The sequence below is a fragment of the Streptomyces sp. NPDC107538 genome (assembly GCF_055657445.1).
Genome location: NZ_JBVKAY010000009.1, coordinates 252,411 through 275,045, shown reverse-complemented (window position 1 = coordinate 275,045; position 22,635 = coordinate 252,411). Strand labels below are relative to the sequence as shown.

General features: G+C 70.5%; 15 protein-coding genes. 7 read left to right on the top strand and 8 right to left on the bottom strand.

The annotated features are described in order from the left end of the window. The first annotated feature begins 16 nt into the window (after nucleotides 1–16). Nucleotides 17–2,863, top strand: a complete 2,847-nt coding sequence (gene secA, locus ACZ7MG_RS30290) for a preprotein translocase subunit SecA (protein ID WP_471392849.1) — start codon at nucleotides 17–19, stop codon at nucleotides 2,861–2,863. 88 nt (nucleotides 2,864–2,951) lie between these two features. On the opposite strand, the gene ACZ7MG_RS30285 is transcribed toward secA, so the two are convergent. Then, the gene (locus tag ACZ7MG_RS30285) at nucleotides 2,952–3,476 is read right to left on the bottom strand and encodes an Rv3235 family protein (protein ID WP_471392852.1); all 525 of its coding nucleotides are present in this window, start codon (nucleotides 3,474–3,476) and stop codon (nucleotides 2,952–2,954) included. Between the two features lie 352 nt (nucleotides 3,477–3,828). On the opposite strand from ACZ7MG_RS30285, the gene ACZ7MG_RS30280 reads away from it, so the two are divergent. Then, nucleotides 3,829–4,344: a DUF6912 family protein gene (locus ACZ7MG_RS30280; protein WP_471392855.1), complete on the top strand. Its 516-nt coding sequence runs from the start codon at nucleotides 3,829–3,831 to the stop codon at nucleotides 4,342–4,344. 269 nt (nucleotides 4,345–4,613) lie between these two features. Then, entirely contained in the window at nucleotides 4,614–5,285 is a 672-nt protein-coding gene (locus ACZ7MG_RS30275; protein WP_471392858.1) for an HAD family hydrolase, read from the top strand. Between the two features lie 28 nt (nucleotides 5,286–5,313). Here the strand turns inward: ACZ7MG_RS30275 and ACZ7MG_RS30270 are convergent, their stop codons facing one another. Next, complete coding sequence (locus tag ACZ7MG_RS30270) at nucleotides 5,314–5,880, bottom strand: DJ-1/PfpI family protein (protein WP_471392861.1); 567 nt, start codon at nucleotides 5,878–5,880, stop codon at nucleotides 5,314–5,316. Between the two features lie 535 nt (nucleotides 5,881–6,415). Between ACZ7MG_RS30270 and ACZ7MG_RS30265 the strand changes: the two genes are divergently transcribed. After that, nucleotides 6,416–11,389, top strand: coding sequence for an NAD-glutamate dehydrogenase (locus ACZ7MG_RS30265; RefSeq protein ID WP_471392863.1), 4,974 nt, complete (start codon nucleotides 6,416–6,418; stop codon nucleotides 11,387–11,389). 63 nt (nucleotides 11,390–11,452) lie between these two features. Here ACZ7MG_RS30265 and ACZ7MG_RS30260 read toward each other — a convergent pair whose 3' ends face one another. After that, the gene (locus ACZ7MG_RS30260; protein WP_471946237.1) at nucleotides 11,453–13,165 is read right to left on the bottom strand and encodes a serine/threonine-protein kinase; all 1,713 of its coding nucleotides are present in this window, start codon (nucleotides 13,163–13,165) and stop codon (nucleotides 11,453–11,455) included. Nucleotides 13,166–13,545: 380 nt separating this feature from the next. Further along, nucleotides 13,546–14,568, bottom strand: a complete 1,023-nt coding sequence (locus tag ACZ7MG_RS30255) for a serine/threonine-protein kinase (RefSeq protein WP_471392869.1) — start codon at nucleotides 14,566–14,568, stop codon at nucleotides 13,546–13,548. A gap of 203 nt (nucleotides 14,569–14,771) precedes the next feature. On the opposite strand from ACZ7MG_RS30255, the gene ACZ7MG_RS30250 reads away from it, so the two are divergent. Both ACZ7MG_RS30250 and ACZ7MG_RS30245 read left to right on the top strand, forming a co-directional pair. Then, a complete protein-coding gene (locus tag ACZ7MG_RS30250; protein WP_471393368.1) occupies nucleotides 14,772–17,639 on the top strand; it encodes a bifunctional glycosyltransferase/CDP-glycerol:glycerophosphate glycerophosphotransferase in 2,868 nt (955 codons plus the stop codon). Further along, entirely contained in the window at nucleotides 17,636–18,730 is a 1,095-nt protein-coding gene (locus ACZ7MG_RS30245; RefSeq protein WP_471392872.1) for a glycosyltransferase, read from the top strand. The genes ACZ7MG_RS30250 and ACZ7MG_RS30245 overlap by 4 nt, the downstream gene beginning before the upstream one ends. A 93-nt stretch (nucleotides 18,731–18,823) precedes the next feature. Here ACZ7MG_RS30245 and ACZ7MG_RS30240 read toward each other — a convergent pair whose 3' ends face one another. Together ACZ7MG_RS30240 and ACZ7MG_RS30235 are read right to left on the bottom strand one after the other, a co-directional pair. After that, on the bottom strand, nucleotides 18,824–19,684 hold the full coding sequence (locus ACZ7MG_RS30240) for an ABC transporter ATP-binding protein (RefSeq protein WP_471392874.1): 861 nt from the start codon (nucleotides 19,682–19,684) through the stop codon (nucleotides 18,824–18,826). Then, nucleotides 19,677–20,654, bottom strand: a complete 978-nt coding sequence (locus ACZ7MG_RS30235) for an ABC transporter permease (protein WP_471392876.1) — start codon at nucleotides 20,652–20,654, stop codon at nucleotides 19,677–19,679. The genes ACZ7MG_RS30240 and ACZ7MG_RS30235 overlap by 8 nt, the downstream gene beginning before the upstream one ends. Before the next feature lie 195 nt (nucleotides 20,655–20,849). Here ACZ7MG_RS30235 and ACZ7MG_RS30230 point away from each other — a divergent pair, with 195 nt between their 5' ends. Beyond that, nucleotides 20,850–21,476: a TetR/AcrR family transcriptional regulator gene (locus ACZ7MG_RS30230; protein ID WP_471392879.1), complete on the top strand. Its 627-nt coding sequence runs from the start codon at nucleotides 20,850–20,852 to the stop codon at nucleotides 21,474–21,476. Between the two features lie 12 nt (nucleotides 21,477–21,488). On the opposite strand, the gene ACZ7MG_RS30225 is transcribed toward ACZ7MG_RS30230, so the two are convergent. Both ACZ7MG_RS30225 and ACZ7MG_RS30220 read right to left on the bottom strand, forming a co-directional pair. After that, nucleotides 21,489–22,079, bottom strand: coding sequence for a TlpA family protein disulfide reductase (locus ACZ7MG_RS30225; RefSeq protein ID WP_471392881.1), 591 nt, complete (start codon nucleotides 22,077–22,079; stop codon nucleotides 21,489–21,491). Beyond that, on the bottom strand, nucleotides 22,076–22,597 hold the full coding sequence (locus ACZ7MG_RS30220; protein WP_471392884.1) for a DUF3515 family protein: 522 nt from the start codon (nucleotides 22,595–22,597) through the stop codon (nucleotides 22,076–22,078). Before ACZ7MG_RS30220 ends, ACZ7MG_RS30225 begins: the two co-directional genes overlap by 4 nt. Nucleotides 22,598–22,635: the final 38 nt, after the last annotated feature.

Sequence of the window (22,635 nt, the reverse complement as noted above, 5' to 3'; positions counted from 1 at the left end):
AAGGAGACAAACCCCCGTGTCCGTCCTCTCGAAGATCATGCGTGCAGGCGAAGGCAAGATCCTGCGCAAACTGCACCGCATCGCGGACCAGGTCAACTCCATCGAAGAGGACTTCGTCGACCTCTCCGACGCCGAGCTGCGCGCCCTGACCGAGGAGTACAAGCAGCGGTACGCCGACGGTGAGACCCTCGACGACCTGCTCCCCGAGGCGTTCGCCACCGTCCGCGAGGGCGCCAAGCGCGCCCTCGGCCAGCGTCATTACGACGTGCAGATGATGGGCGGCGCCGCCCTGCACCTCGGCTATGTCGCCGAGATGAAGACCGGTGAGGGCAAGACCCTCGTCGGCACCCTGCCCGCGTATCTGAACGCGCTGTCCGGCAAGGGCGTCCACCTGATCACGGTCAACGACTACCTGGCCGAGCGCGACTCCGAGATGATGGGCCGCGTCCACAAGTTCCTGGGCCTGAGCGTCGGCTGCATCCTCGCCAACATGACGCCGGCCCAGCGCCGCGAGCAGTACGCGTGCGACATCACGTACGGCACGAACAACGAGTTCGGCTTCGACTACCTCCGCGACAACATGGCGTGGTCCAAGGACGAACTGGTCCAGCGCGGCCACAACTTCGCGATCGTCGACGAGGTCGACTCCATCCTCGTCGACGAGGCCCGTACGCCGCTGATCATCTCCGGCCCGGCCGACCAGGCCACCAAGTGGTACGGCGACTTCGCCAAGCTGGTCACGCGCCTGAAGAAGGGCGAGCCCGGCAACCAGCTCAAGGGCATCGAGGAGACCGGCGACTACGAGGTCGACGAGAAGAAGCGCACGGTCGCCATCCACGAGTCCGGTGTCGGCAAGGTCGAGGACTGGCTGGGCATCGACAACCTCTACGAGTCGGTCAACACCCCTCTGGTGGGCTACCTGAACAACGCCATCAAGGCGAAGGAGCTCTTCAAGAAGGACAAGGACTACGTCGTCATGGACGGCGAAGTCATGATCGTCGACGAGCACACCGGCCGTATCCTCGCCGGCCGCCGCTACAACGAGGGCATGCACCAGGCGATCGAGGCGAAGGAAGGGGTGGACATCAAGGACGAGAACCAGACGCTCGCCACGATCACCCTGCAGAACTTCTTCCGCCTCTACAAGCGCCACGACCACAACGGCAAGGAACAGCCCGGTCTGTCCGGCATGACCGGTACGGCGATGACCGAGGCCGCCGAGTTCCACCAGATCTACAAGCTCGGTGTCGTCCCGATCCCGACCAACCGGCCGATGGTCCGCAAGGACCAGTCCGACCTGATCTACCGCACCGAGGTCGCGAAGTTCGAGGCGGTCGTCGACGACATCGTCGAGAAGCACGAGAAGGGCCAGCCGATCCTCGTCGGTACGACGTCGGTCGAGAAGTCCGAGTACCTGTCGCAGCAGCTGAGCAAGCGCGGTGTCCAGCACGAGGTGCTCAACGCCAAGCAGCACGACCGGGAGGCGACGATCGTCGCCCAGGCCGGCCGCAGAGGCGCCGTGACCGTCGCGACGAACATGGCCGGCCGCGGTACGGACATCAAGCTCGGCGGCAACCCCGACGACCTCGCCGAGGCGGAGCTGCGGCAGCGCGGCCTCGACCCCGAGGAGCACATCGAGGAGTGGGCGCACGCCCTGCCCGAGGCGCTCGCGAAGGCCGAGGAGGCCGTCAAGGCGGAGTTCGAGGAGGTCAAGGACCTCGGCGGGCTGTACGTCCTCGGCACCGAGCGGCACGAGTCCCGCCGGATCGACAACCAGCTGCGCGGTCGTTCCGGCCGTCAGGGCGACCCGGGCGAGTCCCGCTTCTACCTGTCGCTGGGCGACGACCTGATGCGGCTCTTCAAGGCCCAGATGGTCGAGCGCGTGATGTCCATGGCGAACGTGCCGGACGACGTCCCGATCGAGAACAAGATGGTCACTCGCGCGATCGCCTCCGCCCAGTCGCAGGTCGAGCAGCAGAACTTCGAGACCCGGAAGAACGTCCTCAAGTACGACGAGGTCCTCAACCGGCAGCGCGAGGTCATCTACGGCGAGCGCCGGCGCGTCCTGGAGGGCGAGGACCTGCAGGAGCAGATCCAGCACTTCATGGACGACACCATCAACGCGTACATCACCGCCGAGACCGCCGAGGGCTTCGCCGAGGAGTGGGACCTCGACCGGCTGTGGGGCGCCTTCAAGCAGCTCTACCCGGTGAAGGTCACCGTCGAGGAGCTGGAGGAGGCCGCCGGGGACCGGGCCGGGCTGACCGCCGAGTTCATCGCCGAGTCCATCAAGGACGACATCACCGAGCAGTACGAGGCGCGTGAGGCGCAGCTCGGCCCCGAGATCATGCGGGAGCTGGAGCGGCGGGTCGTGCTGTCGGTGCTGGACCGCAAGTGGCGTGAGCACCTCTACGAGATGGACTACCTCCAGGAGGGCATCGGCCTGCGCGCGATGGCCCAGAAGGACCCGCTGGTCGAGTACCAGCGCGAGGGCTTCGACATGTTCACCGCCATGATGGAGGGCATCAAGGAGGAGTCCGTCGGCTATCTGTTCAACCTGGAGGTCCAGGTCGAGCAGCAGGTCGAGGAGGTTCCGGTCGAGGACAAGAAGCCGTCTCTGGAGAAGACCGACGCGGTGCCGGCCCAGGCGGGTGCGTCCCGGCCGGAGATCCGGGCGAAGGGTCTTGAGGCGCCGCAGCGTCGGGACCGTCTCCACTTCTCCGCGCCGACCGTCGACGGCGAGGGTGGCATCGTCGAGGGCGACCTGCCCGAGGACGAGCCCGTCCGCTCCGAGGCGGACGGCCTCACGCGGGCGGAGCGCCGCAAGCAGCAGGGGAAGACCAGCCGTCGCCGTAAGAAGTGAGCGGTAGGCCGTGAGGCTTTGAAGGGCTTTGAAGGGCCGGGCATCTTCGGGTGTCCGGCCCTTCGTCTGTCCGGCCCTTCGTGTGTGTTCAGTCGTCGGTCGGGTGGGGTGGCCTCGGGCCGCCGAGTTCGACGGCTGTGCAGCGCCAGCGGTGGTCGGGGCCGTGTTCCAGGCGGAAGGCCATGGCGCGGAGGCGGTCGCCGGCGCCGATGCGGGCGAACACCTCCAGGGCGCCGGGGGCGGCGACGTAGTAGCCGATGTCGCGGATGACGGGGTGGGCGCCGTACGGGGTGCTCAGGGGGCCTGCCTCGGCCAGGCGGGCCAGTTCGTCGTAGGCCCGTCCCGCGGTGTGGCGCAGCATGCTGTGGACCGGGCGGCGGCCGCTCAGTACGGCGAGGAGGAGGTCGGCGAAGCGGTCGGTGGGGCGGTCGGTGGGGCGGGGGTGGGAACTGGCGCCGGGCGGGGTGGGGGCTGGGGAGTGGGAGTGGGTCGGGGAGGGGCGGTTGGCTGCCGGGGTCGGGCGGGACGGGGTGCGGCCGGGGCGGCGGGGGTCGTGGCGGACGGGCGGGCGGGTGCCGGGGTGGCGCTTGGTCCTGGTCATGACCTTGTTCATCGGAGATCCCCGTTCGTCGGGTGTCGGTGAGGCCGCCGGGTACCGGTAAGTAACTTGGCGTTGGGGATCTTGTACGAGGCCGGAGGGGGACGTCGCAAGGGGCGGGCGGGGGCCGGCCGGGGGCGGGGGAAGTTCACCTATCAGGGGGATGGGGAGGGGGGTCGGGCCCGGTGGGGCGGGGGTGTGCCGGGTGAGCCGGCGGGCCTGGGGTGGACGCGTACGGAGGGGTGGGCGGGGGCTCGAAAGGGGACGTCCGCACGTATCCTGAAGGCGCTTCGGAGGCGTCGTGGGGCCGTCGGAATGCGCTCCGCTCCGAGGTGTTCCGAGATCACGACTACGAAAGCGGCCTGCCATGCGCGTCTACGTCCCCCTGACCCTTCCCGGGCTCGCCGAGGCGTACAAGACGGGGGAGCTGGGGGAGGGGGCGTTCGTCGCGTACGCCGTCACGCCGGCTCTGCGGGAGTGGTATCTGTCCGACGACATCGAGGAGTTGGAGTACGCGGCGTTGAATCGGGCGGCGCTCGCGTCGTTGCGGCTGGTGGCCGTGGATCCTGGGGCGGCTCGGCGGAGGGTGGTCGTGGCCGTGGATGTGGCGGACCGGGACGCGGTGGCCGATCCCGACCGGGGGCTTGATCCGGTGGCGCTCGGGGAGGTGCGGGTGGCTGGGCCGGTGTCGTTGGCGAAGGCGGCGGCTGTGCATGTCGATTCGCTGGAGGCGGAGGGGGAGGTGGGGGAGGCCGCGGATGCGTTGGGGGCGGCGGATCAGGGGGATGACGATGCGCAGTTCATCGTGGACGGGGCGGATGATCATGAGCTGCTCTGGTATGCGACGCAGGAGATTCCGAACCTTGTGGGGCTGGGGGGCTGAGCGGGGTTTTGGGGCCGGGGCGTGGCTGGGCGGGGGTGGTGTGCGGCGCCCCTCCCCGCGGGGGCTGGGCCGGGGCTGGTGTGCGGCGCCCTCTGCTGGGGCTGAGCCGGGGCGGGGTTTCGCTTGCCGGCGCTTGCCGGGTGCCGCTGCGCCCACCCGTGCCGCCCCTAGCGGCACGATTGCCCGCCACTGAGTGGGCCTGTGCCCGCCGCTAGGTGGGGCGGGGTGCTGGGGAATGCGTTGTCGGTGGTGGGGGGTACGTTTTGGGCATGGGGATGAATGGCGTCGGGGCGCATATCGTCTGGGACTGGAACGGGACCTTGTTGAATGACAACGAGGCGATCATCGGGGCGACGAACGCGGCGTTCGCGGAGCTGGGGATCGAGTCGATCACGCTGGAGCGGTACCGGGAGCTGTACTGCGTGCCGGTGCCGAAGTTCTATGAGCGGCTGATCGGGCGGCTGCCCACGGACGAGGAGTGGGAGGCCATGGACGTGGTCTTTCACCGGTACTACGCCGAGCACCGGGTCGCCTGTGGGCTGACCGAGGGGGTGCCCGGCCTCCTCGCCGGCTGGCTGTCCGGTGGGCGCAGTCAGTCGATTCTGAGCATGTATGTGCACGAGGAGCTGGTTCCGCTGGTGCGCGGGTTCGGGATCGAGCCGCACTTCGTCCGGGTCGACGGGCGCACCGGGCCCTCCGGCGGCAGCAAGACCGAGCACATGGTGCGGCATCTGCGGCGGCTCGTGGGTGTGGAGCCGAGACGGACCGTGGTGATCGGGGACGCCGCCGACGACGCCGTCGCCGCCCGGCACGTGGGCGCGCAGGCCGTGCTCTACACCGGCGGTTCCCACAGCCGGGCCAGCCTGGAAGTGGTGGAAGGGGTGCCCGTCGTGGACACCCTGGAGGAGGCCGTCGAGGAGGCCGAGCGGCTCGCCGCCTGACCCCCGCCCTCCGCCCCGTCGCTCTACGTCACGTCACCGGCGCCTTCGCCCGCAGCACCGTGAGGAATTCCCGCATCCAGCCGGGGTGGTCCGGCCAGGCGCGGGCGGAGACCAGGGTGCCGTCGACGACGGTCTCGGCGTCCTGGAAGGTCGCGCCGGCGGCCTGCATGTCGAGTTCGAGCGCGGGGTAGGCGGTGACCCGGCGGCCCGACAGCGCGTCCACGGCGGCCGTGAGCAGCGGGCCGTGGCAGATCTGGGCGACCGGCTTGTCGGTGTCGAAGAAGGACTTGAGGATCTTGCGCAGCTCGGGGTCGTTGCGGAGGTACTCCGGGGCCCGGCCGCCGGGGACGACGACGGCGACGTACTGACCGGGGTCGACCTCGGAGAAGGCCAGGTCGGCGGGCCAGGAGTAGCCGGGTTTCTCGGTGTAGGTGTCGTAGCCCGGTTCGAAGTCGTGGACCACGAAGCGGAGCTGTTTGCGGCTGGGGGCGGCGATATGGACCTCGTACCCCTCCTCGCGGAGGCGCTGGTAGGGGTAGAGGACCTCCAGCGACTCCGCCGCGTCGCCGGTCACGATCAGGATCTTGGCCGTCATGGTGGGCTCCCCTCGCTGCGGCAGGGCTCTTCTCGTCAGGCTATGGCTTCCCCGGAGGCGCGTATAGGCTCGGTTGCGCGGAGGTAAGCTCAAAAGTGCGCGAGGGGCACTGTGCAGAACGTCAAAGTTCGGGCCTGTGTTTTGTACACATACGGCTCATGACGTGCCCCCCGTCCGGAGGGATAGCCTTGTGGCGTGATCAGCGCGATAGCTCGCGGGGACGCGTTCGTCCCTGCCCTGCGCCCGGTGAACACGGACGACATCCGTGTCCGGGCGGCGGTCGCTGGTCCTCGCGGGCGGGAGGGAGCCACCAGGGCTCCCGGGACGCCGGGCACCCCCACCGGTCGGACGCCGCGGAGAGCAGCGTCACATCCCTGCCGGGTGCCGAGAATGGCTGATTACCCCCCGCTCGTCCCACCCCCCGGCATAGCGTCGAATCAGACCGGACACCCCGTGTCGTGGCGGCGCGTCGGAGGGGACGAGTTCGTACTTCCTTCTACGTCACGCAACGGCGCGCGACAGGAGCCAGAGGACAATGCAGACCAAGCTGGACGAAGCCAAGGCCGAGCTGCTCGAACGGGCCGCCCGGGTAGCTGAGAACAGCCCGGTCGGGGGGTATCTACCGACTGGGACGACGAGCGAGACCACGTCCGACATCCCGGACCACGACACCGTGCTCGCGTTCCTCCAGCGCTACTACCTGCACACCGCCCCGGAGGACCTGAGCGGCCGCGACCCGGTCGACGTCTTCGGAGCCGCCCACTCCCACTACCGACTGGCCGAGAACCGCCCCCAGGGCACGGCCAACGTACGGGTCCACACCCCGACCGTCGAGGAGAACGGCTGGACCTGCAGCCACTCCGTCGTCGAGGTCGTCACCGACGACATGCCCTTCCTCGTCGACTCCGTGACCAACGAGCTGTCACGGCAGGGGCGCGGCATCCATGTGGTCATCCACCCGCAGGTCGTCGTCCGCCGGGACGTCACCGGCAGACTCGTCGAGCTGATCAGCGAACCGGCCGCCGTCGCCGCGGCGTCCGCCGCCGTGGCCGCCGGTGGGACGCTGCCGCACGACGCGCACATCGAGTCCTGGATCCACGTCGAGATCGACCGCGAGACCGACCGCGCCGACCTCAAGCAGATCAACAACGACCTGCTGCGCGTCCTGTCCGACGTCCGCGAGGCCGTCGAGGACTGGGAGAAGATGCGGGAGGCGGCCGTCCGGATCGCCGACGGGCTGCCCGCCGAGCACACCGCCGACGACCTGCGCGGGGAGGAGGTCGAGGAGGCCCGCGAGCTGCTGCGCTGGCTCGCCGACGACCACTTCACCTTCCTGGGGTTCCGGGAGTACGAGCTGCGCGAGGACGACTCGCTCTCCGCCGTCGCCGGTACCGGCCTCGGCATCCTGCGCTCCGACCCGCACCACTCCGGGCCCGACCAGCACCCCGTCAGCTCCTCCTTCGAACGGCTGCCCGCCGACGCTCGCGCCAAGGCCCGGGAGCACAAGCTCCTCGTCCTGACGAAGGCCAACAGCCGGGCCACCGTCCACCGGCCGTCCTACCTCGACTACGTCGGCGTGAAGAAGTTCGACGCCGAGGGGAACGTGGTCGGTGAGCGGCGCTTCCTCGGACTGTTCTCCTCCGCCGCCTACACCGAGTCCGTGCGCCGGGTGCCCGTCGTCCGCCGCAAGGTCGACGAGGTGCTCATCGGCGCCGGGTTCTCGCCCAACAGCCACGACGGACGCGACTTGCTCCAGATCCTGGAGACCTACCCGCGCGACGAGCTGTTCCAGACCCCGGCCGACGAACTGCGGTCCATCGTCACCTCCGTGCTCTACCTCCAGGAGCGCCGCCGGCTGCGGCTCTACCTGCGCCAGGACGAGTACGGGCGCTACTACTCCGCGCTGGTCTACCTCCCGCGCGACCGCTATACCACCGGCGTACGCCTCAGGATCATCGACATCCTGAAGGAGGAACTGGGCGGCATCAGCGTCGACTTCACCGCCTGGAACACCGAATCGATCCTCTCCCGGCTGCACTTCGTGGTCCGTGTCCAGCCCGGCACCGAACTGCCGCACCTCAGCGACGCCGACAAGGACCGTCTGGAGGCCAAGCTCGTCGAGGCCGCCCGGTCCTGGTCGGACGGGTTCGCCGAGGCGCTCAACGCCGAGGTCGGCGAGGAGCGCGCCGCCGAACTGCTGCGCCGGTACGCGAACGCCATCCCCGAGGGGTACAAGGCCGACCACAACCCCCGCTCGGCCGTCGCGGACCTGGTCCGCCTCGAAGCGCTCGACCAGGACGAGGACTTCGAGCTGAGCCTGTACGAGCCGGTGGGCGCCGCGCCGGACGAGCGCCGCTTCAAGATCTACCGCCGGGGCGGCTCGGTCTCGCTCTCCGCGGTGCTGCCCGTCCTCAACCGTATCGGCGTCGAGGTCATCGACGAACGGCCGTACGAGCTGCGCTGTGCGGACCGGACGACCGCGTGGATCTACGACTTCGGGCTGCGGATGCCCAGGCCGCAGGCGGGCAGCGTGGACTACGCCGGGGACGACGCCCGGGAGCGGGTGCAGGAGGCCTTCGCCGCCACCTGGACCGGGCAGGCCGAGAACGACGGGTTCAACGCGCTGGTGCTGAGCGCCGGGCTCACCTGGCGGCAGGCCATGGTGCTGCGCGCGTACGCCAAGTACCTGCGGCAGGCCGGGTCGACCTTCAGCCAGGACTACATGGAGGACACCCTCCGCAACAACGTCCACACCACCCGGTTGCTCGTGTCGCTGTTCGAGGCGCGGATGTCGCCGGACCGGCAGCGGGCGGGCCGGGAGATCGTCGACGCGCTCCTCGAAGAGGTCGACGCGGCACTCGACCAGGTGGCTTCGCTCGACGAGGACCGGATTCTGCGGTCCTTCCTCACCGTCATCAAGGCGACGCTGCGGACGAACTTCTTCCAGGAGGCGGCCGGCGGCAAGCCGCACGACTACGTCTCCATGAAGTTCGACCCGCAGGCGATTCCCGATCTCCCGGCGCCGCGACCGGCGTTCGAGATCTGGGTGTACTCGCCGCGCGTCGAGGGTGTGCACCTGCGGTTCGGGAAGGTCGCCCGAGGCGGTCTGCGCTGGTCCGACCGGCGCGAGGACTTCCGGACCGAGATCCTGGGCCTGGTCAAGGCGCAGATGGTGAAGAACACCGTCATCGTGCCGGTCGGCGCCAAGGGCGGCTTCGTCGCCAAGCAGCTCCCCGACCCGTCGGTCGACCGGGACGCGTGGCTGGCCGAGGGCATCCGCAGCTACAAGACCTTCATCTCCGCGCTGCTCGACATCACCGACAACATGGTCGCGGGCGAGGTCGTCCCGCCGTCGGACGTGGTCCGGCACGACGAGGACGACACCTATCTCGTCGTCGCCGCCGACAAGGGCACCGCGACCTTCTCCGACATCGCCAACCAGGTCGCCGAGAGCTACAACTTCTGGCTCGGGGACGCCTTCGCCTCCGGCGGCTCGGCCGGCTACGACCACAAGGGCATGGGCATCACCGCCCGCGGCGCCTGGGAGTCCGTGAAGCGGCACTTCCGGGAGCTGGGCGTCGACACCCAGACCGAGGACTTCACAGTCGTCGGCATCGGTGACATGTCCGGTGACGTGTTCGGCAACGGCATGCTGCTCAGCGAGCACATCCGCCTGGTCGCCGCCTTCGACCACCGGCACATCTTCATCGACCCCAGCCCCGACGCGGCCACCTCGTACGCCGAGCGCCGCCGGGTCTTCGAACTGCCCCGCTCCAGCTGGGCCGACTACGACACCGATCTGATCTCCACCGGCGGCGGAATCTTCCCGCGCACCGCCAAGGCGATCCCGATCAACGCCCACATCCGGGACGTCCTCGGCATCGAGGACAAGGTCGCCAAGATGACCCCGGCCGACCTGATGAAGGCGATCCTCCAGGCGCCCGTCGACCTGCTGTGGAACGGCGGCATCGGCACGTACGTGAAGGCGTCGACCGAGTCGCACACCGACGTCGGCGACAAGGCCAACGACGCCATCCGCGTCGACGGACGGGACCTGCGGGTCCAGGTCGTCGGCGAGGGCGGCAACCTCGGACTGACCCAGCTGGGCCGGATCGAGTTCGCGCAGACCGGCGGACGCGTCAACACCGACGCCATCGACAACAGCGCGGGCGTGGACACCTCCGACCACGAGGTGAACATCAAGATCCTGCTCAACGGCCTGGTCACCGAAGGCGACATGACCGTCAAGCAGCGCAACAAGCTGCTCGCCGAGATGACCGACGAGGTCGGCCGGCTCGTCCTGCGCAACAACTACGCGCAGAACACGGCCATCGCCAACGCCCTCGCCCAGTCCAAGGACATGCTCCACGCCCAGCAGCGCTTCATGCGCCACCTGGTGCGCGAGGGCCACCTCGACCGGGCGCTCGAATTCCTGCCCACCGACCGGCAGATCCGCGAACGCCTCAACACCGGGCACGGCCTCACCGGCCCCGAGACGGCCGTCCTCCTCGCCTACACCAAGATCACCGTCGCCGAGGAGCTGCTGCACACCTCCCTCCCGGACGATCCCTACCTGCGCAAGCTGCTGCACGAGTACTTCCCGACCGCGCTGCGCGAGCAGTTCGCCGAGCATGTCGACAGCCACCCGCTGAGCCGGGAGATCGTCACGACCCTGCTGGTCAACGACACGGTCAACACCGGTGGTACGAGCTTCCTGCACCGGCTGCGCGAGGAGACCGGGGCCTCGCTTGAGGAGATCGTCCGGGCGCAGACCGCGTCCCGCGCGATCTTCGGGTCGGGCACGGTGTGGGACGCGGTCGAGGGCCTGGACAACACGGTCGACGCGGACGTCCAGACCCGTATCCGGCTGCACTCCCGCCGCCTCGTCGAGCGCGGTACGCGCTGGCTGCTCAACAACCGGCCGCAGCCGCTGCAGCTCGCCGAGACCATCGCGTTCTTCTCCGAGGGCGTGCACCTGGTCTGGAGCGAGCTGCCCAAGCTGCTGCGCGGCGCGGACCTGGAGTGGTACCAGAAGATCCACGACGAGCTGACGGGCGCCGGGGTACCGGAGGAGCTGGCCACGCGGGTCGCGGGCTTCTCCTCGGCCTTCCCGACGCTCGACATCGTCGCGGTCGGCGACCGGGTCGGCCGTCCGCCGATGGAGGTCGCCGAGGTGTACTACGACCTCGCCGACCGGCTGCGCATCACCCAGCTCATGGACCGCATCATCGATCTGCCGCGCGCGGACCGCTGGCAGTCCATGGCCCGCGCGGCGATCCGCGAGGACCTGTACGCGGCCCACGCCTCCCTCACCGCCGAGGTGCTGTCGGCGGGCAACGGCTCCTCCACGCCGGAGCAGCGGTTCAAGGTGTGGGAGCAGAAGAACGCGGCGCTGCTCGGGCGGGCGCGGACGACCCTGGAGGAGATCCAGGGCTCCGACGCGTTCGACCTCGCCAACCTGTCGGTGGCGATGCGGACGATGCGGACGCTGCTGCGCAGCCACTCGTAGGGGTACGCGGGAGGGGGCGCCCCACAGCCGTGGGGCGCCCCCTCCCGTATGCGTGCGCCGGGGTTACTCGGTGATCTTCCAGAGCGTCAGCTTGCCCTGCGCGGACGGTACTTCCCAGCTGTACTCGCCCGGGGTCAGCGTGGTGATCTCGTACATGGCGAGGTTGCCGTCCTTGGTGATCGTGCAGAGGCGGGTGCCCTCGGCGATGGCCGCGTCCTCGCCGAAGTAGTCGGTGTCCACATAGGCGGGCAGGACGTCGGTCTCCGCGCCCGTGCGGCACTGCTGGGGTGTGGTGCCCTCGCTCTTGCCCATCGTGGTCTCGAAGTTCCACCGGCTGTTCTCGACCGACATGTCCCGTCTCTTGTCGGCCATCTCGGCCTTGGTGTCGATGCTCGGCTCGTCCAGGTCGATGTAGGTGTAGTTCTCGTTGGGGGTGCGCAGGACGAAGGACTGGCCCTCGAAGAGCACGCTGTACTCGGCGTTGGCGGGGACCGAGGCGGACTCGGTCGGATTCGCCACGTCGTCCTCCCCGTTGCCCTGGCCGCCGGAGCCGGAGCCGGAGCCGGACTTGGCGGGCGTCGGCGTCGCCTTGTCCCCGCCCTTGTCGCTTGCCTTGGTGTCGTCGCTCGCCGAGTTGGTGCCGTCGTTCTTCTCGCCCAGCACATACACCGCGGCCGCCGCGCCCGAGCCGGCCACGAGGACGAGGGCCAGGGCGACGAGGGCCGCCTTGAGGCCGCGGCGGCTCTTCTTGGGCGGCACCGGCGGCGGGGCGGAGGCGGGGGCGGGGGCGGAGGGCTGCGGGGTGAGGTTGTAGGTGTCGGTGGCGGGGGGTGGGTAGCCGTAGCCGGGGGTCTGGGGAGGCGCCGGGGCCGTTGTCGGGGGCGCGGGCGAGGGCGTCGTGGGCATCTGGGGCGGGGTCGGCTGGGGCGGGGTCCGGGCGGAGTGTTCGCGGCGGGTGATCTCGGCGGTGAGGGGGGCCGGGAGCCAGTCGGTGAAGTCGCCGAGGCCCCGGTCCGTCGACTCCTGGCAGAGCGCGGCCAGTTCCTCGGTGCCGACGCGGTCGGCCGGGTCGGCGGTCAGGCAGCGCTCCAGCAGGGGGCGCAGCCGGTCGTCGTAGCCGTCGAGCCTCGGCGGGCGCTGGGCGGTGTTGGCGATCTGCGCGGCGATGGTGATGGCACCGCCGTCGCCGTACGGATGGCGTCCGGTGGCCGCGACCGCCGCGATCAGGCCGAGCGAGAAGACGTCGGTGGCCGGGGTGACCTGCTCGCCGAGGGCGTGCTCGGGCGACATGTACTGCGGGGTGCCGATGAGGCCGCCGGACTGGGTGAGGTGGGTGGCGTCGGCGGCGCGGGCGATACCGAAGTCGATGACGTACGGGCCCTGCGAGCCGAGGAGGATGTTGCTCGGCTTGAGGTCGCGGTGGATGACTCCGGCCGCGTGGATGGAGGTGAGGGCACGGGCCGCGCAGCCGACCAGCTGGAACACGGCGTGCAGGGGGAGGGCGCCGAAGGCGACCAGGGCGTCGTGCAGGGGGATGCCCGGGATGAACGTCGAGGCCAGCCAGGGGAGTTCGCCGGTGGTGTCGTGGTCGACGACCGGGACGATGTGGTAGCCCTGCACGCGGCGGGCCGCCTGGACCTCCTGCTCGAAGCGGCGGCGGAAGTCGGGGTCCTGGCCGTACTCGCGGCGGATGACCTTCAGGGCGACGGGCTGGCCGCCGCGGGTGTGCGACAGGTAGACCGTGCCCATGCCGCCCTCGCCGATGCGGGCGTGCAGGTGGTAGCCGGCGGTCTCCCGTGGGTCCTGCGGTCCCAGCGGGCTCAGGATGTCGCCAGTGCTGCTGCTGATGTCAGCCTCCCCCTTGCGGTGCCGAACTCCTGGGCCGGTGTGGGCGTTTGGAGCGGTCAGAAGCTTATACGGCACTTATGACACTGGGGGGTGGTGTTGTGGTTCCGGGTGCGGGTGGGGCGCCTAATGGGTTGGGTGTTCGGGTGCGTTGGCGGGTGCGGGTTCGGTGGGGCTTCTCGCGCAGTTCCCCGCGCCCCTGAAAAAGCGGGGCTGCGCCCCTGCTTTTTCGGCCCGAAAGGGCCGGAGGCCCTTCAGGGGCGCGGGGAACTGCGCGGCCCGCCCCCACCCACCCGCACCCCGCGACGTCGCTACGGATCCCTTCGGACCCGGCGCCGCCACTCCTCGTCCCGCACCGTGATCGGGGCCGTCGGTCGGAGTGGGGGCGGGACGCGGCGTGTCGTCGGGGCCTCTGACAGGGAGAGCGTGTGGAAGGCCGTTTCGATGAGGGTCACCGACGTGGTGACCGGGGCCGGCAGCCACGCGGTGAAGTCGCGGACGTCCCGGCGGGCCGCCCCCGCGCAGTGTTCGGCGACGGCGGCGGCGGAGGGCCGGGCGGCCGGGTCGGCGGTGAGGCAGCGGCGGACGACGTCGACGAGGGGGCGGCCGATGCCGTCCAGCGTCGGCGGGGCGACGTCGGTCGCGGCGATACGCGTCGCGATGGCCAGGGGGTTGCCGCGGCCGTACGGGTGTTCCCCCGTCGCGGCGACCGCGGCCGTCAGGCCCAGCGCGAAGATGTCGGACGCGGAGGTCACCCGGCGGCCGAGGGCGTGCTCGGGGGACATGTAGCGCGGGGTGCCGATCAGGCGTCCGGCGGTGGTGAGGGTGGCCGCGCCCGCCGCCCGGGCGATGCCGAAGTCGAGCAGCCAGGGCCCGTCCGCCGCCAGCAGCAGGTTGGCGGGCTTGACGTCGCGGTGGATCACCCCGGCGGTGTGCACGGCGTCCAGCGCGTACGCGGCGCAGGCCAGCAGCTGCAGGACGGTGGCGGCGGGCAGCGGGCCGTGGGTCTCCAGGGACTGGTCGAGGGGGACGCCCGGGACGTAGTGCGTGGCCAGCCAGGGGCGTACCGCGTCGGCGTCATGGTCGACGATCGGCACCAGGTGGTAGCCGGAGACCCGGCGCCCGGCGGCCACCTCGCGGGCGAACCGCTCACGGAAGGCGGGGCTGTCGGCGTACTCCGGGCGGACCAGTTTCAGCGCGACCGGCTGGCCGCCCCGGCTGCGGGAGAGATAGACCGTGCCCATGCCGCCCTCGCCGATGCGGGCGTACAGCGGATACCCGGCGATCTCCCGCGGATCGTCCGTCCGCAGCGGCTCAGGCACCACCCCGCGCATCGACCAGCCCCCTCCGCTCACCCCTGTGCGCGGAGCGTATCGCGGGCGCGGAACCTGTACTCACCCATTGACATCTACCCGGGTGGCCCGAACACGCGCGACCGCGTAGAGAGGGCAGAAGCAGTGATGACAGGTATGACAGGCATGACAGGGATGAACGGAACCCATTGGGGGTGAATGCCGGCGTGGACCAGCGACCCGCCATGTCCGTCGTCGTGATCGTCTACAACGACGAGGCCCGGCTGCCCACGGCCGTCCGCTCGGTGCTGGAGCAGACGCTGCGCAGCGTCGAGGTCGTGATCGTCGACGACCACAGCACGGACGGCTCGTACGAGGTGGCCGCACGGCTCGCCGCCGAGCACCCGGGCCGCGTCCGCGCGTACCGGCTCCCCGAGAACAGCGGCGGCTGCGGCGCGCCCCGCAACCACGGCATCGGCGAGAGCCGCGGCGAGTACGTGATGTTCCTGGACAGCGACGACGTCCTGGAGCGCAACGCCTGCCGGAACCTGCTGGAGGCCGCCGAGAGCACCGGCGCCGACCTCGTCTCCGGCCTCTGCGTCCGCGTCCACGTGGACACGCGCACCCGGAAGGAGGTCAAGTGGTACCCGTGGCTGTACGCCCGCACCCGTACCCTCGACTCGGTCCGTGAGCTGCCCGACCTGCTGGTCTACGACACCCTGTCCACCAACAAGTGCTACCGGCGGGACTTCCTCGTCGAGGGCGGCCTGCTGTTCCCCGTCGGCATCCACTACGAGGACCTCTTCTTCTCCGCCCAGGCGTACACGGCCGCCCGCCGGATCACCCTCGTCCCCAACCGGGTCTACGACTGGAACGTCGTCCAGGACAACGGGAAGGCCGAGTCCAGGTCGATCAGCAACCGGCGGGCCGAGATCGCCAACTTCGCGCACCGCATGGAGATCCACCGCCGGGTGGACCGGCTCCTCGCCGACCGGGGGATGGCGGAGCTGAAGTTCCACAAGGACGTCAAGTTCCTCAAGCACGACCTCGTGCTGCATCTGCGGGACCTGCCCTTCCGGGACGCGGCCTACCGGCGGGAGTTCGCGGAGCTGGCCCGCGCCTATCTGGCGTCGATCGACCCGGCCGCGTACGACGAGGTCGAGCCCATCCACGCCATCTGCGCGTATCTGCTGCGGGAGAGCGACTGGGACAACCTGCTGCCCGCCGTGGACACCCTCACCAACCGCGACAAGGTCTCCGCGCCCCTCGTCGAGCGCGACGGACGGATCTACTGGTGTGCCGAGCACATCGAGGACGATCCCTTCGCCCGCCGGATCCTCGACGTCACCGAACTCGGCTACCACGCCCGGCCGCTCGGCAAGCTGTTCCTGCGCAACGAGCTGACGGAGTACGAGCAGGAAGGGGAGGGGCGCGGCGGCCGTGTGCGTCTCGGCGGGCGGGTCACCAACCCCCTCGGGGTCGTCCCGGCAGGCGCCCGGCTCACCGCCTCGCTGGAGTTCTACGCCCGGCGCCCCGGCGTGCGCTTCCGGACGTCCCGGGTGCCGGTGGCGACCGTACGGCACGAGGGCGCGTACATCGCCTGGCAGACCGGTGTCGACATCTCGAGGACCATCCGTCCGCTGGGGATCGTGGACGCCGTCTGGGACGTACGACTCCATCTGGACGTCGATGGCGAGCGCACGACGAGCCGGCTGACCGCCGCCGAACCGGGGCTGGCCACCGGGGAGTCGCCGGTCCGGCCGCGGCTGACACGGCTGGTCGCCGACCGGGTCGAGCCGCAGATCTCCGCCCGTGGGCACCTCGCGTTCCGCCTGGTCCCCGACAAGAAGGCGGCCGTCGTCGTCACCCGGAGCCTCCAGGGCCCGCCCGGCAGGGTCGCCAAGTCCGGCTACCGCAAGGCGAAGGCGCTGCGGAAGAAGGCCACCTCCGGGGAGGCCAAGATCCGCCTCTACCACGAGGTCTTCCTGCGGATGCCGCGGCGGCGGCGCCTGGTGGTGTTCGAGAGCCACCTCGGCCGGCAGTACAGCGACAGCCCCCGGGCGATCTACGAGGAGATGCGCCGCCAGGGTCTCGACTTCGAGGCGGTGTGGTCGTACACGGGGTCCGGCGCGGGCGGCCGTCCGAAGGGGTTCCCCGCCGACGCCACCCTCGTACGGCGCTGGTCGCTTCCGTATCTGCGGGCGCTGGCCCGTGCCGAGTTCTGGGTCGACAACCAGAGCTTCCCGCTGCGGCTGACCAAGCGCCCCGGCACGACCTATCTCCAGACCTGGCACGGCTCCGCGCTCAAGCGGATGGGCTTCGACGAGCCCGGCTGGAAGCTCAAGTCCCGTGCCGAGCAGGCCGAACAGCAGCGCACCCTCGACCGTTTCGACCACTTCCTGATCCGCTCCGAGCACGACGTCCGCACGCTGGCGAAGGCCTTCCGGCTGCGGGAGAAGGTGCTGCTGCGGGTGGGGTATCCGCGCAACGACGCGCTCGTACGGGCGCGCGGCGCGGTGGCGGCGACCGAACGGCCGCCGCTGGCCGCCGAGTTGGGCATCCCGGCGGACAGGAAGGTACTGCTCTACGCGCCCACCTTCCGTCACCAGGGGCAGCGCCGCTTCGCCCTCCCCTTCGACGTGGAGCGTTTCGCGGACACCTTCGGCGACGAGTACGTCCTCCTCGTCCGCGCCCACTACCTCAACCACGTCGTGCTCCCGCCGTCCGTCAGGGGCCGGGTCATCGACGTGTCCGGTCACCACGACGTGACCCCCGTCCTCGCCCTCGCGGACGCGCTGATCACGGACTACTCGTCGGTGATGTTCGACTACGCGCTCCTCGACCGCCCCATGCTCTTCTTCGCGTACGACTACGAGGAGTACGTGCACCAGGGCCGGGGCACCTACTTCGACCTCCTCGAACGGGCGCCGGGCCCGGTCGTGCGCACGGAGGACGAACTGCACACCGTCCTGCGGTCGATGCCGCTGGAGGAGCAGACGCTCAAGTACGCCGCCGCGCGGGAGCGGTTCACCGCCGACTTCGGTGAGTACGACAAGGGGACGGCGGCCCGGAGCGTCGTCGACCAGTTCTTCGCCGAGTGGAGGCGCACGTGACCGGATCGCGGGACATCTTCCTGGTGTCCAACAGCGTGGACGAGACGGGCGGCGTGACCAGTTGGACCCACCACCTGGCCCGGCTCCTCACCGAGCGCGGCCACCGTCTCCACGTCATCGGCATCACCACCCCCGACGATCCGCACGACCTCGGCGAACTCCCGTACCCCACCACGCGGTTGTACGACGGTCAGCCGCCGGCCCCGGGCCGGGCGCGGGACGCGAGCATGCGGGAGCGGGCGGCCGTACTGAGCGGGCTCTTCCGGGCGGCGCGGCCCGGTGGGGTCGTCATCGTGACCCAGGTGTGGGCGATGGAGTGGGTGGGGCTCGCCGACACCGCCGGGCTGACCGTCATCGGGATGAGCCACGAGTCGTTCGAGACCTCGCGCCGCTCCTCCCGCTTCCGGCGGGTGCTGAAGCACTACCGGGACGTCGACCGGATGCTGGTCCTCACCCGCGAGGACGCCGACCTGTGGATCGGCGAGGGCCTCGACAACGCCTCGTATCTGCCCAACGCCGTGCCCTGGCTGCCGGAGGAGCCGTCGCCGCGCACCGGGAAGGCCGTGCTCAGCATCGGCCGGCTCAGCGACGAGAAGGGCGTCGACATGCTGCTCGACACCTGGGCCGAGGTGGCACCCCGGCACCCCGACTGGGCGCTGCTCGTCTACGGCTCCGGCGAGGACGAGGAACTGCTGAAGAAGCAGTGCACCGCCCTGGGCCTCGACGACTCGGTCTCCTGGATGGGCCGTACGCACGACGTCCCGGGCGCCCTGCGCGGCGGTTCCGTCTTCGCCCTCTCCTCCCGGGGCGAGGGCTTCCCCCTCGCCCTCATGGAGGCCATGGCGATGGGCGTCCCGTGCGTCGCCTTCGACTGCGCGCCCGGCGTCCACGAGATCGTCCGCGACGGCGAGGACGGCCTGCTGGCCACCCCCGGCAACACGGGCGAACTGGCCCGCCGACTCGATGAGTTGATGACCGACAAGGCCCTGCGCGACCGCATGGGCGACAGGGCGCGGGAGAACATCCGCCGGTACGGCACGGAGGAGATCGTGGACAGATGGGAGGCGCTGTTCAGCTTCCTGGAGAGGTAGAGCGTCGTCTTTTGGGGGCGCGGGGAACTGCGCGAACAACCACGACGCACCCGCGCCCGCCGAACCACAGCTCCACCCCGAGCTCTCAGGCGCCTATTTCTTCCCGCCGGTGAACCTCTCGTACTCCTTCAGCACCTCGTCCGTCGGCCCGTCCAAGCGGAGCTCCCCCCGCTCCAGCCACAGCACCCGATCGCACGTGTCCCGGATCGACTTGTTGTTGTGGCTGACGAGGAACACCGTGCCCGCGTGCTTGCGCAGCTCACGGATCCGAGCCTCGGAGCGCTTCTGGAAGGAGCGATCCCCGGTGGCGAGGGCCTCGTCGATCAGCAGGACGTCGTGGTCCTTGGCTGCGGCGATGGAGAACCGCAGCCGGGCCGCCATCCCGGAGGAGTACGTGCGCATGGGGAGCGTGATGAAGTCCCCCTTCTCGTTGATGCCCGAGAAGTCGACGATCTCCTCGTACCGCTCCTTGACCTGCTCCCGGGACATGCCCATGGCGAGCCCGCCGAGGTGGACGTTCCGCTCACCGGTGAGGTCGTTCATCAGGGCCGCGTTGACGCCGAGCAGGGAGGGCTGGCCGTCGGTGTAGATGCGGCCGTTCTCGACGGGGAGGAGCCCGGCGACGGCCTTGAGGAGGGTCGACTTCCCGGAGCCGTTCGTCCCGATCAGCCCGATGGCCTCGCCCCGGTACGCGGTGAAGGACACGTTCCGTACGGCGTGCACCTTGCGCACACCGGCCGCCTTCTCGGACTTCTTGCGCCGCAGGATGCGGTTGAGCGCGGCGGTGGCGGTGCCGCGCCCGGCGCCGGTGCCGTTGACGCGGTAGACGATGTCGACGCCGTCGACGACGACGGTGGGGACGAGTTCGGTGGTGGTCGCCCGGCCCGCTGCCTCTCGGGCGCCGGGGACGGTGGGGGTTGGGGTCGGGGTGGGGGTGATGGTGGTGTCAGCCACGGCCGTACGTCTCCTCAGCCTTCCAGAAGTAGATGAACCCGCCGACGCCCGCGAGGAGCGCCCAGCCCGCCGCGATCGCCCAGACGTGCGGCGGCAGCTGGCTCGCGTGGAAGCTGTCGATCAGGGCGAACCGCATCAGGTCGATGTAGACGGCCGCGGGGTTGCACTCCAGCAGCAGGTGCACGACGGCCGGGATGTTCCGGTCGGCGAGCATGTGGTCGATGCTGAACATCACGCCGGAGGTGTACATCCACGTACGCAGCACGAACGGCATCAGCTGCGAGATGTCGGGCGTCTTGGCGCCGATCCGCGCCATCACCATCGCGACGCCCGCGTTGAACACGAACTGGAGTGCCAGCGCGGGCACGATCAGCAGCCAGGACAGGGCGACCGGCACACCGAAGGCCAGCAGGATCACGACCAGCGCGGCCATGGAGAACAGCAGCTGCTGGAGCTGTTGCAGGCAGAACGACAGGGGCAGCGAGGCCCGGGGGAAGTGCAGGGCGCGGACGAGGCCGAGGCTGCCCGATATGGCGCGGGTGCCCGCCATGATCGAGCTCTGGGTGAAGGTCCACACGAACACACCGGTCACCAGGAACGGGACGTAGTCCGGGACGCCCTTCTTGGTGCCCATCAGCAGGCCGAAGATCAGGTAGTAGACCGCCGCGTTGAGCAGCGGGTTCGCGACCTGCCAGACCTGGCCCAGCTTGGCCTGGCTGTACTGCGCGGTCAGCTTGGCCGTGGCGAAGGCGGTGATGAAGTGCCGTCTGGCCCACAGCTGCCGTACGTACGCGCCGAGCGGGGGCCGGGCCCCGCTGACGCTGAGGCCGTACCGCTCGGCCAGCTGCGCCGGGGTCTCGGCGGCGCGGGGGGCCTGGGCGGCGTGGGCGGCCTGGGCGGCGTGGGCGGCCTGGGCGTCTTGTGCGGCGTCCGCCGGGGTCGGGGGCGGTGTGTGGAGGACCTGGCTCACATCCGCTGCTTTCGCTAGTGGGGGGCGTCCCGCGTACTCGGCGGTGGCTGTTAGGCCGCTGGGCGTCTCATGGTTCTTACGCCGTCCTTGCCCTGCTCTTACGTCGGGACGGGACCGTATCGTCGCAACGCGAGAGTAAGCCGATAAGACGTCGGAACGCAACCGTTTCGTCGTCACGCCCCTATGCTGTGAGCCATGACGACGAACGCCGACCCGGACCGGACCCCACCGCGTCGCCGGGCCCCCGCCGGGGCGGCCGTGCTCCGCGAGGACGTGACCGAGGCGATCCGGGCGGCGGTCTTCGAGGAACTCGCGGCGGTCGGCTACGCCCGGATGTCCATCGAGGGGATCGCACGCCGCGCGGGCGTCGGCAAGACGGCGGTGTACCGGCGCTGGCGCTCCAAGCTGCACCTGGTGCTGGATCTCGTCTCGGCGGTGGCGGTGCAGGGCCTGCCGATGCCGGACACGGGGTCGCTGGAGGGCGACCTCCGGCTGCTCTACGAGGTCACGTCCCGCGCCCTGCGCCACCCTGTCGCCGGCCAGATCATCCCCGACCTCCAGGCCGAGGCCGCCCGCAACCCGGAGATCGCCGAGGCCATGCAGAAGGCGCTGCGGGAGGGGCAGCAGAGTGTGGCCGTGGGGATCGTCGCGGCGGCGGTCGCGCGCGGCGAGGTCCGCGCGGGCGTGGACGAGGACCTGGCCCTGGACGTGATCTCCGGGCCGCTGTACTGGCGGTCGGTGGTCGTCCGGGCGCCGAAGCTGCCGAAGGGGTATCTGGAGAGCCTGACCCGGGCTACGGCGGGGGCGTTGCGGGCGTTGTAGAGGTGCGGGCGGTCATTTCTCCCGCAGCAGCGGGGTGAGAATGTCCCGCAATTCCTTCTCGTCCAAGGGGGTCTGGACGGCCTCGGCGATCCTGCCCCGCCGGTCGACGAACAGGGTGAAGGGGAGCAGCCGCGGGTTCACCAGGCCGGCGGGCAGGTCGAGGAACTGCTTGCCGGACGGGTCGTGCAGGCTCGGATAGGTGAGGCCGAACTCCCGCTGGAACGTGAGGGCGTTCTTCCGCGTGACGTCGGTGCTGACGCCGAGCACCTGCACACCCCGGTCCTTGAACTCGCGGTATATACGGTCCAGTTCGGGTGCCTCCGCGCGACAGGGGCCGCACCAGGTGGCCCAGGCGTTCACGACGACGACCTTGCCCCGGTGGTCGGAGAGGCGGACCGGATCGCCGGCGACGGTGTTGCCGGAGAGGTCGGGAGCGTCCTTCCGCTCGGCCGCGGGGATGCGCTCGAACGGCCGGGCCCCGTCCGCCTCCCCCGTGCCCGAGTCGAGGACCAGGGACTCGCTCTTCGAACAGCCGGACAGGGACAGCAGCACGAGACCGGCCGCGAGGGCGTACGCGGTCGCGCGGGAGTACGCCGCCCTCATGCCGGGCTCGGCGGTGCCGGGACGTCCGAGCGGGAGAGGCACTCGGATTGCTGGGTGAGGGATCGCACGACGGGGGAGAGGCCGATCAGGACGGAGTCGGGGGCCGCCTCGCCGACCGTCAGCTGCACCTCGACGGACGGTTCGCGGCCGTAGGTGACCAGCACTTCCCGTCCGTCATCGTCCGTGCTCGTGCGCCATGCCCAGTCGACGCCGTCGACCCGGGCACACGCGTCGGCGGTGGCTTCCAGCCGGGGGAAGCCGCAGCGGGCGACGATCGCTCCGTCGCCCCACACCGCCGCGCTCTCGGTACCGGTGTCCGCCCGCTCCAGCCCGGCCAGCCGGTCGGGGAACCGCTCGCTGATCCGGTCGCAGGCGGGGTCGCCGGCCAGGGGCGCGGCGGCGAAGCGGTAGGAGGGCTCGCCCAGCGTACGCACCGCCACCACCACGGCGGCGGCGGTGGTGACGGCGAGGGCGACGGCACCGATGGTCAGGCCGGCGATTCGGGTGCGGCGGGACATGAGGGGATCGTACGGCGTGGGCGCGGGCCTCCTCGGAG

Excerpts from the sequence above, each read along its gene's own strand:
- ACZ7MG_RS30285 (WP_471392852.1), bottom strand. The coding sequence starts at position 3,476 with ATGAACAAGGTCATGACCAGGACCAAGCGCCACCCCGGCACCCGCCCG.
- ACZ7MG_RS30280 (WP_471392855.1), top strand. The coding sequence starts at position 3,829 with ATGCGCGTCTACGTCCCCCTGACCCTTCCCGGGCTCGCCGAGGCGTAC.
- ACZ7MG_RS30275 (WP_471392858.1), top strand. The coding sequence starts at position 4,614 with ATGGGGATGAATGGCGTCGGGGCGCATATCGTCTGGGACTGGAACGGG.
- ACZ7MG_RS30270 (WP_471392861.1), bottom strand. The coding sequence starts at position 5,880 with ATGACGGCCAAGATCCTGATCGTGACCGGCGACGCGGCGGAGTCGCTG.
- ACZ7MG_RS30265 (WP_471392863.1), top strand. The coding sequence starts at position 6,416 with ATGCAGACCAAGCTGGACGAAGCCAAGGCCGAGCTGCTCGAACGGGCC.
- ACZ7MG_RS30255 (WP_471392869.1), bottom strand. The coding sequence starts at position 14,568 with ATGCGCGGGGTGGTGCCTGAGCCGCTGCGGACGGACGATCCGCGGGAG.
- ACZ7MG_RS30250 (WP_471393368.1), top strand. The coding sequence starts at position 14,772 with ATGTCCGTCGTCGTGATCGTCTACAACGACGAGGCCCGGCTGCCCACG.
- ACZ7MG_RS30230 (WP_471392879.1), top strand. The coding sequence starts at position 20,850 with ATGACGACGAACGCCGACCCGGACCGGACCCCACCGCGTCGCCGGGCC.
- ACZ7MG_RS30225 (WP_471392881.1), bottom strand. The coding sequence starts at position 22,079 with ATGAGGGCGGCGTACTCCCGCGCGACCGCGTACGCCCTCGCGGCCGGT.
- ACZ7MG_RS30220 (WP_471392884.1), bottom strand. The coding sequence starts at position 22,597 with ATGTCCCGCCGCACCCGAATCGCCGGCCTGACCATCGGTGCCGTCGCC.